10 protein-coding genes are annotated in these 15,268 nt (G+C 68.8%); 6 read left to right on the forward strand and 4 right to left on the reverse strand.

Annotation, left to right across the window (positions count from 1 at the left end; translation table 11 throughout):
• Positions 1-152: 152 nt before the first annotated feature.
• The 6 genes from ACTOXK_RS04715 to rplT all read left to right on the forward strand — a co-directional run bounded on the left by ACTOXK_RS04715 (position 153) and on the right by rplT (position 6,181).
• Positions 153-3,065, forward strand: a complete 2,913-nt coding sequence (locus ACTOXK_RS04715; RefSeq protein WP_482278241.1) for an insulinase family protein — start codon at positions 153-155, stop codon at positions 3,063-3,065.
• Between the two features lie 15 nt (positions 3,066-3,080).
• Positions 3,081-3,485 carry an SURF2 Surfeit locus protein 2 gene (locus ACTOXK_RS04720; protein ID WP_482278240.1) on the forward strand — a complete coding sequence of 135 codons (405 nt, stop codon included), beginning with the start codon at positions 3,081-3,083 and terminating at the stop codon, positions 3,483-3,485.
• Positions 3,486-3,536: 51 nt separating this feature from the next.
• Complete coding sequence (locus tag ACTOXK_RS04725; protein WP_482278239.1) at positions 3,537-4,793, forward strand: histone-lysine N-methyltransferase; 1,257 nt, start codon at positions 3,537-3,539, stop codon at positions 4,791-4,793.
• A 231-nt stretch (positions 4,794-5,024) separates the two neighbouring features.
• On the forward strand, positions 5,025-5,597 hold the full coding sequence (gene infC, locus ACTOXK_RS04730; protein WP_135971085.1) for a translation initiation factor IF-3: 573 nt from the start codon (positions 5,025-5,027) through the stop codon (positions 5,595-5,597).
• A complete protein-coding gene (rpmI, locus tag ACTOXK_RS04735) occupies positions 5,597-5,794 on the forward strand; it encodes a 50S ribosomal protein L35 (RefSeq protein ID WP_135971086.1) in 198 nt (65 codons plus the stop codon). The genes infC and rpmI overlap by 1 nt, the downstream gene beginning before the upstream one ends.
• Positions 5,795-5,824: 30 nt before the next feature.
• The gene (rplT, locus tag ACTOXK_RS04740; RefSeq protein WP_135971087.1) at positions 5,825-6,181 is read left to right on the forward strand and encodes a 50S ribosomal protein L20; all 357 of its coding nucleotides are present in this window, start codon (positions 5,825-5,827) and stop codon (positions 6,179-6,181) included.
• A 97-nt stretch (positions 6,182-6,278) separates the two neighbouring features.
• On the opposite strand, the gene ACTOXK_RS04745 is transcribed toward rplT, so the two are convergent.
• The 4 genes from ACTOXK_RS04745 to ACTOXK_RS04760 form a co-directional block, all read right to left on the reverse strand.
• Positions 6,279-6,686: a NifB/NifX family molybdenum-iron cluster-binding protein gene (locus ACTOXK_RS04745; RefSeq protein WP_482278238.1), complete on the reverse strand. Its 408-nt coding sequence runs from the start codon at positions 6,684-6,686 to the stop codon at positions 6,279-6,281.
• Positions 6,687-6,898: 212 nt separating this feature from the next.
• Positions 6,899-8,419, reverse strand: coding sequence for a DEAD/DEAH box helicase (locus ACTOXK_RS04750; protein WP_482278237.1), 1,521 nt, complete (start codon positions 8,417-8,419; stop codon positions 6,899-6,901).
• A gap of 75 nt (positions 8,420-8,494) precedes the next feature.
• Positions 8,495-9,958, reverse strand: coding sequence for a glycosyltransferase (locus ACTOXK_RS04755; protein ID WP_482278236.1), 1,464 nt, complete (start codon positions 9,956-9,958; stop codon positions 8,495-8,497).
• Positions 9,959-10,143: 185 nt separating this feature from the next.
• Positions 10,144-14,634 (reverse strand): hypothetical protein, encoded by a 4,491-nt coding sequence (locus tag ACTOXK_RS04760; RefSeq protein WP_482278235.1) that lies wholly within the window; start codon positions 14,632-14,634, stop codon positions 10,144-10,146.
• Positions 14,635-15,268 lie beyond the last annotated feature (634 nt).

Genomic DNA, 15,268 nt, shown 5'->3' on the forward strand with positions numbered 1-15,268 from the left:
TTTTCTGTCGCCGATTATAGCGAATATTTTCTCCTCGCGGAGAAATAATAACGACACCATGATAGAAGGGGCGAACGGGCCTCGGTTGGGTAGAATGAGAGGCGAACATACGGGCGCCCGCCCCGGGCGCCGCACCATCGGGAAGGAACGCCATGACCACTGTGAACGCTATCGCCGCCCGTCACGGGTTCGCCTGGGAGCGCAGCGAGGATCTGCCGGAGATCGAGGGCGCCGCGCACCTCATGACCCACGAGGCCTCGGGGGCGCGGCTCATGTACCTGGCCAACGACGATGCCAACAAGGCCTTCTCCATCAGTTTCAAGACCCCGGCCGCCGACGACACGGGCGTCTTCCACATCCTGGAGCACTCGGTGCTGTGCGGGTCGGAGAAGTTCCCCGTGAAGGAGCCCTTCGTCAACCTGCTGAAGACCTCCATGCAGACGTTCCTGAACGCCATGACCTTCCCGGACAAGACCATGTACCCGGTGGCCTCCACCAACGAGCGCGATCTGTTGAACCTCATGGACGTGTACCTGGACGCGGTCTTTCGCCCCAACATATATAAGCGCCCGGCCATCTTCGAGCAGGAGGGCTGGCACTGGGAGCTGGAAGGGGAGGGCGACGATGAGCGCCTCGTCTACAACGGCGTGGTGTACAACGAGATGCGGGGGGCCCTCTCCGAGCCGGACGCGGTGCTGTTCAACGGCCTGTCGGCGGCCCTGTTCCCCGACACCACCTACCGCTTTGAATCGGGCGGCACGCCGGCGGCCATCCCCACGCTGACCTACGAGGCCTTCCTGGAGAACCACCGCCGCCACTACCGTCCCGACAACAGCTACATCATCCTGTACGGCGACCTTGATCTGGACCGCTTCCTCGCCTTCATCAACGAGGGCTATCTGGCGCCGCTGGCCGCCGAGGAGCGCGGGCCTCTGGCGGCCAACCCCCTCGAGCTGCAGGCGCCCGTGGTGGCCGAGCCCGTGGCCGTGGCCATGGACACGGCGCCGGAGAACGCCTGCGCCGCCGTGGGATCGGTCATCGGCACCGCCGCTGAGCGGGAGCGCGTCCTGGCCGCCGACATCCTCATCGATGCCGTCATGGGCTCCAACGAGGCGCCCCTGAAGCGGGCCCTGCTGGATGCCGGCATCGCCGACGACGCCCTGGGCTACGTGGTGGATTCCGTGGCCCAGCCCTTCGCCGTGGTGTCCCTGCGCGGGGCGCGCCCCGGGGCCGCCGAGCGCCTGGAGGAGATCGTGCGCACCGAGGCGGCGCGCCTAGCCGACGGCGGGCTCGACCGCGCATTGGTGCGGGCGGCCCTGGCCCACGGGCAGTTCGTCATGCGGGAGCGCAACTTCGGCTATGCCGACGGCGTGGTGTTGGCCATGGCGGCTTTGGGCGGCTGGCTGTACTCCGACGACGACCCCATGGCCTACCTGCGCTTCGACGATCTGTTCGCCGCTCTGACCGATCGGGTGGAAGAGGGCTACTTCGAGCAGCTCCTGCGCGAGCTGTTCTGCGAGAGCGGCCACTGGGCCCGGGCCGAGGTGGTGCCCGAGAGCGCCGACGGGGAGGCGGCCGACGAGGCAGCCGCCCGGCGCCGCGCCGCGGCCCTCAGCCCCCAGGAGGCTGCGGCCATCCGGCGGGCCTGCGCCGATCTGCGGGCGGCCCAGGAGGCCCCGGACGATCCGGCTGCGGTGGCGAAGCTCCCGCAGCTCACTCGTGGTGATATCGGCCCGGCCCCGGCCGAGGAGCCCTGGGAGGAGGGCAGCCGCGACGGCGTGGCCCTCCTGCGCCACCATATTCCCACCCACGGCCTCGTCTACGCCTACCGCTACTTCGACCTGGCCTCCCTCGCCTTCGAGGAGCTGCCCTACGCCGCCGTGCTGGCCAGCGTGCTCGGCAAGCTGGACACCGCCCGCCACAGCGCCGCCGAGATCGACACCCTCTCCCAGGCCCACCTCGGCAACATGGGCTTCGCCTGCGAGGTCCACGAGGACGTCGATGACCGCGACCGCATCCGCCCGGTGCTCGTGGCCGGGGCCTCGGCTTTGGGGGAGAACGCCGCCTGGATGGCGACCCTCGTGGACGAGGTGCTCACCGAGACCGACTTCTCCGACACCGAGCGCATCCGCGACATCCTGGCCCAGTGGCGCATCGCCATGGAGCAGTCCTTCGCCGCCAACGGCCATTCCGCGGCCATGGCCCGGGCCGCCTCCTACTACCTGCCGGCGGCCGTGGTGCGCGAGGCCCTGGCCGGGGTGGACTACTACCGCTTCCTGAAGGAACTGCTGGACTCCTTCGACGAGCGGGCCGACGATTTGGTCGCGAAGCTGGCCGATCTGGCCCGCCGCCTCGTGGTGGACGGGAACTGCACGGTGTCCGTGGCCGGCGCCGAGGCCGATCTCGAGGGCTTCTGGGCCGCCCGCACCGCCGTGACCGGCCCCCGGCCGGAGGCGGCCCTCGTGGTGCCCGCCCCGGTCAACCGCCGCGAGGCCTTCGTCGTGCCCACCGACATCACCTACACGGCCTGCGGCTGGGACCGCCGCCTGACGGGGCTGCCCTATACGGGCCCGTGGCTTCTGGCCTCGCGCGTCCTCACCTACGACTACCTGTGGGGCGAGGTGCGCGTGAAGGGGGGCGCCTACGGCGTCGGTTTCCGCTGCAACCGCGCCGGCTCCTGCCGCTTCTACTCCTACCGCGACCCGCGCATCGACGAGACCCGGGCCCGCTTCGCCGAGGCCGGCTCGTGGCTCTCCGGCGCCTTCGACCCCACCGAGGCCGAGATGGACGGCTACGTGGTGTCGGTCGTGGCCTCCCTGGACGCTCCGGAGAAGGCCCGGGCGCTCCTGCGGCGCCAGGACGGCATGTACTTCGCCGGCTACAACATCGCCGAGCGCGCCGCCGTGCGCCGCGAGGTGGCTGCGGCCACGGCCGAGGAGGTGCGGGCCTTGGGCCCTGCGGTGGACGCCATCGCCGGGGCCGACTGCGTCTGCGTCTTCGGCAACCGCGACCTCATCGAGGCCGCTTCCGGTGGACTTACGGTGATCGACCTCCTCAACCGGTGAGGCGATCCGTTATAATTGAGCCTTCTCACAGAAAGGACGCGACCCATGGCCGAACCCGCGGGCTTCTCCCATATCACGGTGAATGCCGACGACGATGACGACGTGGTCATCCAGGCCGGTATCGTCGAGGACGGCGCCGAAGTGGCCGACGAGCCCGACGGCGAACCGGGTCCCCGGCCCGAGCCGGCCGCCGAACCCGCGATAGAGCCCGGGCCGGACCTCGAACCGGTCGACGAGCCCGAGCCGCAGGCCGCCCCCGCGGCGCCGGAGCCGGCCCGTCCGGCGGCCGATGACGGCTACCGGGCCACCACCCTCGCCGACGTCGAGGGCTCGTCCATGTCGAGGACCCAGAAGGCGGTCATCGTCGTGGCGGTGCTCGCCATCGTCGCCTTCGTCCTCTGGTACAACTTCGCGCGCTAGCGCAACCGCCCCCTTTGAGCGCAGCCCCAACGAACGAAGAAGGAAGCGAACATGGTGAAGAACAGCAAGAGCAACCGCCGTCCGGCCCCGGCCGAGAAAGGGGCCATGGGCCTGACCGAGGCCTTCCATCCCGTGGGATCCGACGGCTTCACCACGGCCATGACGCCGGTGGGGGAGAGCTCCGACCCGGCTTCCTCCGTCGCTTCCGAGGAGGTAACGGTGGGCCCGGGCGGCGCCATGGAGGAGATCGACCTGGCCGACGGCGAGCCCGTGGACGGGGATGGTCTGCCCGCGGGCGAGGCCTTCGCCGACGAGGGCGCCTTCGAGGACTTCTACGCCGGCCGCCCCGTTCCCCCCGCCGAGGCCGCCCGTCCGGCCAATCTCGGCGTCATCTCCGGCGCTCCCACGCGCCCGGCTTCCAAGGCCGCTTCCCGCGGCCCGCAGTCCGGCCGTTCCCGGGGCGCCAAGGGCGTCGGCCGTCACGCCCGGCCCAGCGAGCAGCTGGACACGGCCGCCTCCAAGGACGACATCCCCGAGTACATGCGCAAGTCCCGCCGCATGCGCCGCATCCTCATCGTGGCCATCATCCTGCTGGCGCTGGTGGTGGCGGGGCTCATCTACTTCGGTGTGCAGCTGTTCAAGGAGGGGAACTCCCTCGGTATCCAGCAGGCCCTCAGCACCGAGCAGCAGACCGCCGAGATCAAGCCCGACGAGGCCCAGGACGCCTCCACGTCCACGGCGAAGGTCACCACGGTGCCCGATCTGGTGAGCCTGCTGGGGCTCACCCAGGAGGAGGCCGTGACCGTGCTCCAGCACGGCGCCCAGGTGTCCAGCACCCGGGCGGTGAACGAGGAGGGCAACCCCATCAAGACCGAGGCCCGCGTGGCGCTCACGGCTGAGCCCGCTGACAGCCGCACGGGCACGCCCACGGTGTATCTGGGGCTGGACGAGGCAGGCAAGATCATCCAGGCCGGCTACTCCGCCTCTACCACGGCCCTCGGCTACGGCTCGCTTTCCTTCGCCGACGCGGTGCGCAACGAGGACATCATCCAGAAGACCCTGGCCGAGGCCGGCGTAGCGGTGCCCGAGGGGGCCGTGGAGCTGCCCGAGGATTCCACCGCCTACACCACCGTGGACTCCGACGGCAAGACGGTCACCAAGGAGTACTGCTCCTTCAGCGGCGAGGCCGATGTGGAAGGGGCGCCCCACACCTGGTCGGCGGTGCTGTCCTACGACTATTCCATGGCTAACGCCTCGGGCAATCTCGCCGACACCGTGCGCACCATCTTCATTTATGTGAATGCCTAGCGTATTCCGTTGTCGCTGACTTCCTCGGGCGAACCGAGAAAATAGTTCTTGCCCTTTCCGGGGAAAGGGTATAGAATAGGCGAGCTGTTAATCAAGCGAGGGCGCAAGCTCTCCACCTGGTTCGGCGCCTTCGGGTTGCTGATGGGTTTTCCGCAGAACGTCTTTTGCGAATGGAACCCGCCGCGCTCGATGGAGCCGGCGGGTTTTTATGTGTGAGAACACGAAAGGGAGGTGAGCGCGATAGCTGCTCAAGAGCCGCGGCTCAACGACGAGATCACCACGCGCGAATGCCGTCTGATCGATTTCGATGGGAACCAGATGGGCGTGTATCCCACGGCCCAGGCCCAGCGCATCGCTGACGACATGAATCTCGATCTGGTGGAGATCGCTCCGAATGCCGATCCGCCCGTTTGCCGCATCATGGACTACGGGAAGTTCAAGTACGACCAGGCCATCAAGGCCAAGCAGGCGCGTAAGAACCAGAACAAGATCGAAATCAAGGAGATGAAGTTCCGCCCGAAGATCGACGTGGGGGACTACACCACCAAGAAGAAGCACGTGCTGCGCTTCCTCGACGGCGGCAACAAGGTGAAGATCACCATCATGTTCCGCGGCCGCGAGATGGCCCATCCTGAGCAGGGTCTCTCCATTCTGGAGCGTCTGGCCGATGACCTGAAGGACGTAGCGGTCATCGAAAACCAGCCGAAGATGGAGGGCCGCAACATGCACATGCTCATCGCCCCTCTGCCTGCAACGGCCAAGAAGAAAAAGGAAGCTAAGAACGACGAAGGAAAGGACAACTAATGCCTAAGATGAAGACCCATCGCGGTATGGCCAAGCGCGTCCGCGTGACCGGTTCCGGCAAGCTCATGCGCGCCAAGGCCTACAAGAGCCACATTCTCACCAAGAAGAGCCAGAAGCGCAAGCGCAACTTCCGTCACGAGACGGAGATCGCCGAAGCCGATACCAAGGTCGTCAAGCGCCAGCTCGGCCTCCGCTAGTTCTTCCGATTCTTTAGGAGTGATTAAGATATGCCTCGTGTAAAGCGTTCCGTTCATGCCCGTAAGAAGCGTCGTACCGTCCTCGCCCGCGCGAAGGGCTACTATGGTGCGAAGTCCCGTTCCTACCGTGCCGCGAAGGAGCAGGTGCAGCACTCGCTTCAGTACATGTACCGCGACCGCCGCAACAAGAAGCGCGAGATCCGTCGCCTGTGGATCACCCGCATCAACGCCGCGGCCCGCATCAACGGCCTGTCCTACTCGGTGTTCATGAACGGCCTGAAGAAGGCCGGCGTGACCCTGGACCGCAAGGTGCTCGCCGACATGGCCGTCAACGACGCCACCGCCTTCGCCGCCCTGGCCGAGATCGCCAAGAAGGCCGTTGCCTAAGTTGCCTTCCATTGTGTGACGAGAAAGGGACCCGAGAGGGTCCCTTTTTTGCGGGCTGAATCGGTTGGGGGCGGCGGCCCTGTCGGCCCAAGGCGCTCTAGACGCTTTGGGCCACGAGCTTGTACTCAATGCGGGCGAAGGCATCGTCCAGCTCGTCGAGGGGCTCTGCGGAGGCACAGGCGTCTTCCAGGCCCGTCTCGCCCATGAGGGTGGCGTGCAGATAGGCATCCGCTGCCTCCTTCGGGGCGGCCAGGGCCGTAACGGCGGGCTCGATGCCGGCGGCGGCCAGGGCCGCGCGGATGTCCTCATCGAAGGAGCCGGCGATCAGCACGTCGGTATCGATCTGGCAGAGCGTCTCGACGCTCTCGAAGATGGTGATGCCCATGTTGGGCACGTTGCAGCATCCTGAGATGATGCCGTGGTTCACCGCATAGCAGGTAAAGCTCGCGCAGCCGCTCGCCTGGGCAGCCACATTCAGACCATCGCATGCAACAGCGATTCTCATCCAATATTCCCTTCCCCGTTTAACGTCTTTACGATACCTGAAGTTTGCCCTGCATCCTGTGGAGTACGGCAAGCGGAGGGAATTGGCCAGACGAGGGAACGATCCTCGCTCGGGGCGCAGCGGGGGGAGAGGGGAGCGTGAAAAAGGGCGGCCCGCAGGCCGCCCCGATGGGTGGATGTGAGGCGCGATGGACGCGCCGGCGCGCGAACGCCCTAGCCGTGGCGGCGCTGGCGGCCGCCGGCCTTGCCGCCGCGCCGGGCAGCCGCCGCGGCCCGCTGAGCGCGGCCGGGGCGCAGGTCGGCACCGCCCTTGCGGGCCGGCGCGCCGTTCTTTCCCGAGGAGCCGGCCTTGGCCTTGGCGCTCTTGGGGGCGTTGCCGCTGCGGGGGCGGTTGCTGCCCTGACCCGTGCGGTTGGCGGCCGGCTTGCGCTTGCGGGGGCTGCGGGACGCTTCCTCGGCCGTGCTGGCGGCCTCCTCCTCGGCCCGGGCCCGGGCGCGGGCCTTGCGCTTGTCCTTCTTGGCCTGCTCCCGTGCGGCGGCGGCCAGCTCCGGGTCGTGCTTGGCGTTGGCGCGGGTGGCCCGGGCGGCTGCGGCCTCGGCGGCCTCCTCCAGGTTGAAGCCGCGCACCTCGATCTCGGGGATGGGACGCTTGATGAGCTTCTCAATGGCCGCCAGCTCCGGCTTGTTCTCGGGGGCCACGAAGGTAACGGCGAAGCCCTCGGCCCCGGCGCGGCCCGTCCGCCCGATGCGGTGCACGTAGTCCTCGGCCTGGACCGGCACGTCGTAGTTCACCACATAGGCCACCTCGTCCACGTCGATGCCGCGGGCCAGCACGTCGGTGGCCACGAGGATGTCGGTGGCGCCGGAGGCGAAGTTGTCCAGGGCCCGCTTGCGCTGGTTCTGGGAGCGGTCCGAGTGGATGGCCTCGGCGCGGTAGCCGGCCCGCTTCAGCTTGCGGCAGGCCGCGTCGGCCCGATGGCGGGTGCGGGCGAACACGATGACGCGCTCGGCGCCGCGCTCTTGCAAGAGGGCCGCCAGCAGGTCCGGTTTCAGGGTATGGGGCACCCGGGCGATGTACTGCTCCACGGTATCGGCGGTCTCGCCCTTGGCGGCGATCTGCACGATGGCCGGGTCGTTCAGCATGGTATCCACCTGGGAGAGCACGCCCTTGTCGATGGTGGCCGAGAACAGCAGGGTCTGGCGGCTGGTCGGCGTGGCCTCCACGATGCGGCGCACCGAGGGCAGAAATCCCATGTCCAGCATGCGGTCGGCCTCGTCCAGCACGAGGATCTGCACCTGGGAGAGGTCCACGGCCTTCTGGTTCATGAGGTCGATGAGGCGCCCCGGCGTGGCGATGAGCACGTCCACACCGCGGGCGAGGCGGTTGATCTGGGGCTCGATCTTCACGCCGCCCACGACGTTGGCCACCCGCAGGCCGCGGGCCTTCGCGATGGTGCCGCAGACCTCCTGGATCTGCATGGCCAGCTCGCGGGTGGGGGTGATGACGAGCATGGTGGGCGCCTTCTTGCGGTCGGCGCGCTCGAGGCGGTCCAGCGAGGGCAGGGAGAAGGCGGCGGTCTTGCCGGTGCCGGTCTTGGCGGCGGCGATCATGTCGCGGCCCTCCAGGGCCAGGGGAATGGATTGGGCCTGCACGGGGGTGGGCTCGGTGTAGCCGAGCGCCTCCACGGCGGCCAGGACGGAATCGGACAGGCCGAGATCGGCAAAGGTGGTCATGGGGTTCCTTTCAAGGGCTTGGTATCGGCAGCGCGGCTCTTCCGCGCAGACGTTCAAAGGGTCGGGACAGCGGGGCTAGCGGGTATGGGCCGGCTTGCGTCCCCAGTAGAAGTGGGCGAAGTGACGGCTCCGCAGCTTGCCGTCCCGGGGCGGCTCCTTCGCGATGAGGTCGAAGGTGGCCGCCGCGATGGCATCGGCGGCGTGGGGCCGGCGCAGAAGCGACGCGTTGATGAGCATGGCGTCGGCCGAGGCCGGGTGCTCGCTCACGTGGCGCAGGGTGTCCAGCAGCTCGCGGGGCGTGGTGGCGGCCATGGCGGCGCCGGCGGCGGTGAGCATGCGCACGTTCGCCTTCTCCTGGCCGTAGGCCCGCCCGAGCAGGATCATGGGGGCCCGGGCGCACAGGCACTCGGTCACCGTGAGGCCGCCGGGCTTGCAGATGACCACGTCGGCGGCTTCCATGAGCTCGGCCATACGGGTGACGTAGCCGAGCACCCGGGCGTTGTCCAGACCGAAGTCGGCCACTTCCCGGCGCACCCGCCGCTCGTACTCCTCGTCGGCGCCGGCCACGATGACCAGCTCCATGTTGGGGAGCCGGTGCATGAAGGGGAGCAGCTCGTCGAGGGCCTCGCGGAAGTGCACATAGGGCCGCGGCAGCTTCGCCCCGGCCAGGGCCAGCACCATGATCTTGTCCGCGGGCAGGCCGAAGCTCTCCCGGGCGGCAGCTTTGTCGTAGTCGCGGGAGAAGGCGGGGCTGGCGGGGATGCCGGTGATGAGGATGCGGTCCTCGGGCACCCGGCGCGGCCGCAGGGTCTCGGCCATGGCCTCGTTGGCCACGCAGAACAGGTCGGTGTGCAGGTGGGGCCACAGCCCCTCGGCCTCGTAGTCGGTGGGCACGCACAGGATGGGGAAGGACTGCGCCGTGAGCATGCGGGCGCTCACGGCCACGTTGGCCGCCGTGATGTGGGTGGCCACGATGGCCGCCGGGCGCACGCGGCGCACGAATTCCACGAAACGGGGGTACATGAGGTGGGCCCAGATGGTGCCGCCGCCCCACAAGAGGCGCCCCGTGAGCACGTAGCGCCAGGTGATGTCGTAGAAGGGCCGCGTCCAGCCCGTGAACATGGATGCGGTGGCGTCGCCGTCGAAGACGATGCGGCCGAAGTCAAGGATGTCGAGCACCTCCACCCGAGCCCGGGCCACAAGGGCGGGGTCGAGGCCCGCGGCCAGGGCGGGCTCGGCCGCGTCGGCGGCCGCGGTGTCGCTGGCCGTGCCGGCCGTTGCGGCGCGGGCGCGCTCGCCGGCGTTCTGAATGGCCTCGGCGATGGCGTAGGCGGCGCTGCGGTGGCCGCTGCCCACCGAGGCGTGAACGACGAGGATGACCGGATCCCCCTCGTCGGTGGCCGCGGCCAGGGCCGTCTCGGCCGATTCAATGGCGGAGGGAGCGGCCAGTTCGGCCGGCGATGCCGGGGCGAGGGCGCCGGACTCCGTTGACGCGGGCGGCTCGGCGGGGCCCGCTGCTTTCGTTTCAGATATGTTCATGGGAACATCATAGCGCATTTGCCCGAGCGCGCCCGGGACTCGACGCATTACCCGCAAACGGCAACCCCGCCGCCACCGCGGCGAGGGGGGAGGGACCCGCGCAGAAGGGCTTGCAGCGAAACGGGGCGCCTGAGGGCGCCCCGCCAAGGCAAAGCGGTGCGATTGTCGCAGAAGTGCGCGGGCTGCTACCGGGCCCGTCTCATTCGGCGCCGGCTGGTGAGCAGCCCCGCGCCGGCGGCCAAGGCTGCGGCCACGGGCAGCAGCGCCGCCGCGGCCAGGGCGTCGCCGGTCTGGGCGAGCTTGTGGCGGATGGTGGTTCCCTTCTTGCGGTCGGCATCGCCGGGCGTCTCCTCGGGCAGCACGCCGCCCGCGGCGGAGACGCCGGGCGGGTAGGCGGCTCCGGTCGTCACCTTCTGACGGCCCTGCTCCCATGCGTCCCATCCCTCGTCGGGGGAGAAGGGTTCGCCGGGCGCGGGGTGGTAGCCGGCGGGATCCCACTCCGAGGGCAGCGTGCCGTAGCCGACGGCCACGTTGCCGATATCGCTGTCCAGGGCCTCCGCGGTCACGAGCCCGTCGAAGGTGAGGACGATCTCCTGGCCGCCGTAGAGCTGGCCGCAGGCGACCGCGAGGATGCGGCTTGCCGGGTCGTAGGCCTGATCGTCCACGGCCGCCGCGCTCCCGTCGGGCAGGGCGAGGCGGATGGTCTCGCTCACGGGCTCGATGCCGGCGGGCACGTCGTCGCGGATGACGGCGTCCATCCAGCCGGTGGCCGGCCCGTCGTTGCGCAGGGTGATGCGGTAGCGCACCGTGTCGCCCACGCGGGTGGTGCCGTCGCCGCGGGAGAGGTTCTCGGCGCTCTTGGCGATGGCCACGTCGCCGTCTTGCGGGTCGTCGGGGATGATGGCCGGCGGCTCGGCCGGAGGGGTCGTGGCCGCCGGTGTGTCCGTCGGGGGCGTCGCGGGTCGGCCGGCATCGGGGCTTTCGGGCCGCGCGCCGGGGTCCTTGGAGGGAACCGTGCCGTGGGCCTCGGCGATGTTGGCCCCGTCGGTTCCCAGGGCCGCCTCGCCGACGGTGGCCTCGAAGGTGAGCACGACGGAGTGGCCGCCCCACAGATCGCCGCCGGTGACGGCGACGGTGCGCGTTTCCCCGTCATAGGCCGCGTCGCTCACCGCGATGGCCTCGCCGCCGTCCACCGCCAGGGCGAAGGTGCCCGCCACCGGCTCGATGCCCGCCGGCAGCGGGTCGGAGACGACGGCGCCCACGAGGCAGCTGTCGCCCATGCCCGTGTTGCGCAGCTCTATGGTGTAGCGCAGCCGGTCGCCCAGGTGGGTGACGGGGGCGTCGGGGGCCGTGAGATTCTCGACGGCCTTGGTCATCTCGATGACCGGATCGGCGGGGGCGACGGTGCCGCCGCCGGGCGGCGTGGCCGGGTCGGTGGGGGCCGGCGCTACCGGGCCCGTATCGGGGCCGTCGGGGTCGTCGGGGTTCGGGCGCTTGCCCTCGGCCGAGGCGATGTTCTCCAGGTCGAGCGACGACGGATCGGAGAAGTCGAGGCCGGCCCTCACGGTGCACTCGAAGGTGACCGTGGCCGTGGCCCCGCCGGCCACATCGCCCGCGGGAACGGCCAGAGTCGTGCGCCCGCCCGCGCCGGGGGCCGAGAGCGCGAACGAGCCCACATCGGCCGCCCCCACGGAATCGGCCCGGGAGAGCTCCTTGGCGGCGATGCCACTGCGCGGGTTGTCGAGGCGCACGGTGTTCTCGTTGAGCGCGAGGCTCGGCGGCAGCGGGTCGGTCAGCACCACCTGGGTCCACAGCGAGCCCTTGGCCGTGTTTGAAGCCGTGATCGTGTAGCGGATGCGGTCGCCCGGCTGGGTGGGGCCGTCCGGGTGCGTCAGGTTCTGCGCCTTCTTGGCCAGCGCCGGGACGGGGGCTATCTTGGGCTGGGGGCGCACCGTCACGGCGTAGTCGAACGTGGTGCCCGTGTAGGCGCCGTTGGGCTCCTGCCGGATGATCAGCTCGGTCTTTCCCACGCCCTCGGGGTCCACGCGCACGGTGATCTTGCCGTCCTTGTCGCGCACGGGATTCCCCTCGTCGTCGGTGACCACCTCAGCCTTCACGACGGTCCCGTCGGCGGTGGTTACGGTGATCGCGCCCGATGAGGGCGTGTCGAGCTTAAGCTCGATGCGGCCGGGGTTCGTCCCGTCGGCGGCGGTCTCCTGGTAGACCAGCTCCAGGGTGCCCTGGTAGGTCTTGTCGCTGTACTTGTCGGCGGGATCGTCGCTGGTGGGGTGGTCGTAGTCGGTCTCCAAGGCGGGCGCATCGGCCGGATCGAGGCCGGGAGTCGCGGGCAGCTCCACCTTCGGGTTCGGGTCGATGGGCTCGATGGTCACCTCGGCCCGGGGCACCGAGGGGTCTTCCGTGGGATCCTGGCTAGCCAGGTAGTTGGCCGGCGACCCGGCCTTCTGCTGCGCCTCGGAGGGAGGCAGGAACTGAAGCGCGATCTCGTGGCGCCCCTCCTTGCCCTGGCTGGGCACGAGGAAGTCGGAGGTGGCGGCGGCCCGGGCCAGGGAGAAGCGCGTGACCGTGCCGCCCTCGCCGTTGTCCTCGACCCAGGCGTTGCGCGGCTCGATGACCGCGCCCGTCTCGTCTTTCTTGTCCTCGAACATAATATCGACGGGCTCTCCCACGGGCTCGCCGTCGACGTAGATCTGTATCTGCCCTTGGGGCGCCTTGCAGGTGGGGGCCGTGGCGTTCGATCTGTCGGCGGCCAGCGGGGCGCCGTCCACCGTGGGCCCGCGGTCGATGACCGCGCTCACGCGCAGCACCTGGTCGGAAGGGTGCGCGACGTCGCCGGGCTTCTGGGCGGCGTCGGCCTCGTCGTCCCACTCGGCTTTAATGTCGCGCACCTGGGAGGGGATGGGCTTGATGGTGCATTGGCCCGTGGCACGGTGCCCCCAGTAGCTCTCGGAGAACTTGCCCTCGGTGTCGTCGGAGTACTGGGTCGAGATGGCGGTGAACTTCATGGTGCCCACGTCGGAGGGCATTTGGCTTGCGCCGCTCGGGTCGTGGCTCTCCAATTCGGGGCCGATGGGGTTGCCGCTGGCGTCGAGCCTCTGGTACTTGTAGGTGATGGCGCCGCTGTCGGTCAGGTTGCGGCCGTCGGGGGCCTCGAAGGGCAGCGGCAGGGAGGGGAAGGGCTTGCCGTCGTAGTACTTGGTCAGCTGGTCGGTGTAGGAGCCGGGCAGCGTGAAGTCGACGTAGCGGCGCAGCTTCCCGTCATCGGGGGCGCCGGGGGGCCGCTGGCTGTCGGGCGGACGGAACAGGGGCAAGGGCGTCACGGGCGTGGGGTTGCCGTTCTTATCGAGATGATCGGTGTCCAGATAGGTGAAATCCACCGTCACCTCGCTCTCGTCGATAATGCGCTCGGGGAGCCACAGGTACAGGTGTCCCTTGTCGAACTCCGCCGGCGCACCGTATTCGTAGGGCTCGCCATCCACCTTGAGCTCCCACTCGGTGAGAGCGAAGGTGTTTTCCCCTACGTCGGAGGTGAGGTCTACCTGAACCATCTTAATGGGCTCGCCCTGGGCGTTGTGGACGTTGCCCGAGAAGGTGAACTGCTCGGGGTCGCGGCCGTTGCCGATAGAGCCGCCGGTGATGGTAATGTCAGCATTGGGCGCGCCGATATCACCCGTGCCAGCATAAGCGGGTGGGTAGACGGTTGAGGGGATGAGGGTACCCCCGGTGAAGATCATTTTGAACGCAGAGCTGTCGGCGGGGATGCAGGCGGCACCGAACCCGCTGCCGTGGTCGCCGCCCTTGGAGATGACGTAGCCGCCGTTGATGCGAATGTTGCCGCAGGCACCCTGGTTGCCGCTGCCCACGCCGGCGCCGTGATTGCCGCCGATGGCGGTGAGGCGCCCTCCGTTGATGGTGATCCACTCGTCGGCGCCGGTTCCGTCGCCTCCCCAGCTGCCCCCGCCCACTCCGGCCGAGCAATGCCATCCGCCCGCATCGTAATTATAGGAGCTGCGGGCGGTGACGACGCCCCCATTCATGGTGAAGGTCCCCCCGGCCTCTCCCTGCATAGTGGTAGAGAATCCGAGATCGCCGCGGCCCCCGATGGCCGCACCGGAGCCCGCCGTGCACCAAACGAGGAGCTCTCCCGGGTCTTCGCTGTCCATCACCGTGAGGGGGTCGCCCTTCTTGATGCGCGTTCCGTTGGCCAGAACGGCGTCGGCGGGAACGAAGCCGTCTTCGGGAACGATGGCATTGCCCCTCTGGTCCTTGTTGGCTACTGAATCGTCGATAGTGAGAGAGGCCCCGGTGGGGTTGTGGATGCCGGAGCCATTCGCTGCGAAGGAGACAAGTGAGTTGTGCGTTCCGTCGGCCAGGACGAGATGGCAGGAGGCCCCCTTGGCAATATCGATGGCGCTGTTGGTATCGATGGCGGATTCCGCTCGGATGCCCACGCCTGCAAGCGTGATATGCGCCTCGCGGCCAGCGGGAATAAGGAGGCGGGTGCTCACGGGGTTGGTGTGCGCGCCCACAATGGTGTGCACACTCTCGTCCTCTTTGTCGGAGAGGGTCTGGTCGTCCGTTTGCAGAGCGAAGTGCTCGTCGGTGTTCACCGTGAGGGTCTTGGCCCCGCTATCGTAGGAGAAGTCGGCGGCTGTCACGGTGTCGCCGTCGGTTCCCCAGATGGTGAAGCCACCTAATTTGAAGGCGCCGGGCCCCGGGGTTGGCGCGGTGCGTGCGGCCGTCGCGGTTGGAAGAGCCGTCGTTTCGGCCGTCGTTGCGACAATGCTGCCTTCGGCCTGGGGATCGTTTCCGTGACGGGAAACGTCGCCTACCGGTTCAGAAAACTCGACGGGGGGGGGTCTCTGTGCTTGGGCCCTCTGGGCTGGCGAGCGCTGCCGCGGGCATCATCCCGCAGGCCAGTGCCGCGGCCAGGCCGAGACGCAGAAGCGAACCCCTTCGCTTCGTTGGCATGGCTTCTCCTTCTCTCATTAATGATGAGCCGCTTTCGAATATACCTCTTATGGGCCGATCTCGCAACTAAAAACGAACTTCTCGGAGAAGCGGTTTCGCCACCGGCGCCGTCGTGTGGGAAGGGGCCTTCTCCGGGACATAGCGCTTGCGCCCTGGGGCGGTGCCCTTGGCGGCGCTGGAGGGTGTTCAGGGTAACGGGGTATTCGCAAAGATTTTGAACTCGTGGCCGCGGGCGCGGTTTTACGGTACGATAATCTTTCCCATCAGAGAACCGCCGATCTTGGGGCCGCGGGCCGCAGTCGCTGGGGCTGCGGCGGCCCG

This window comes from Adlercreutzia sp., from assembly GCF_056795635.1.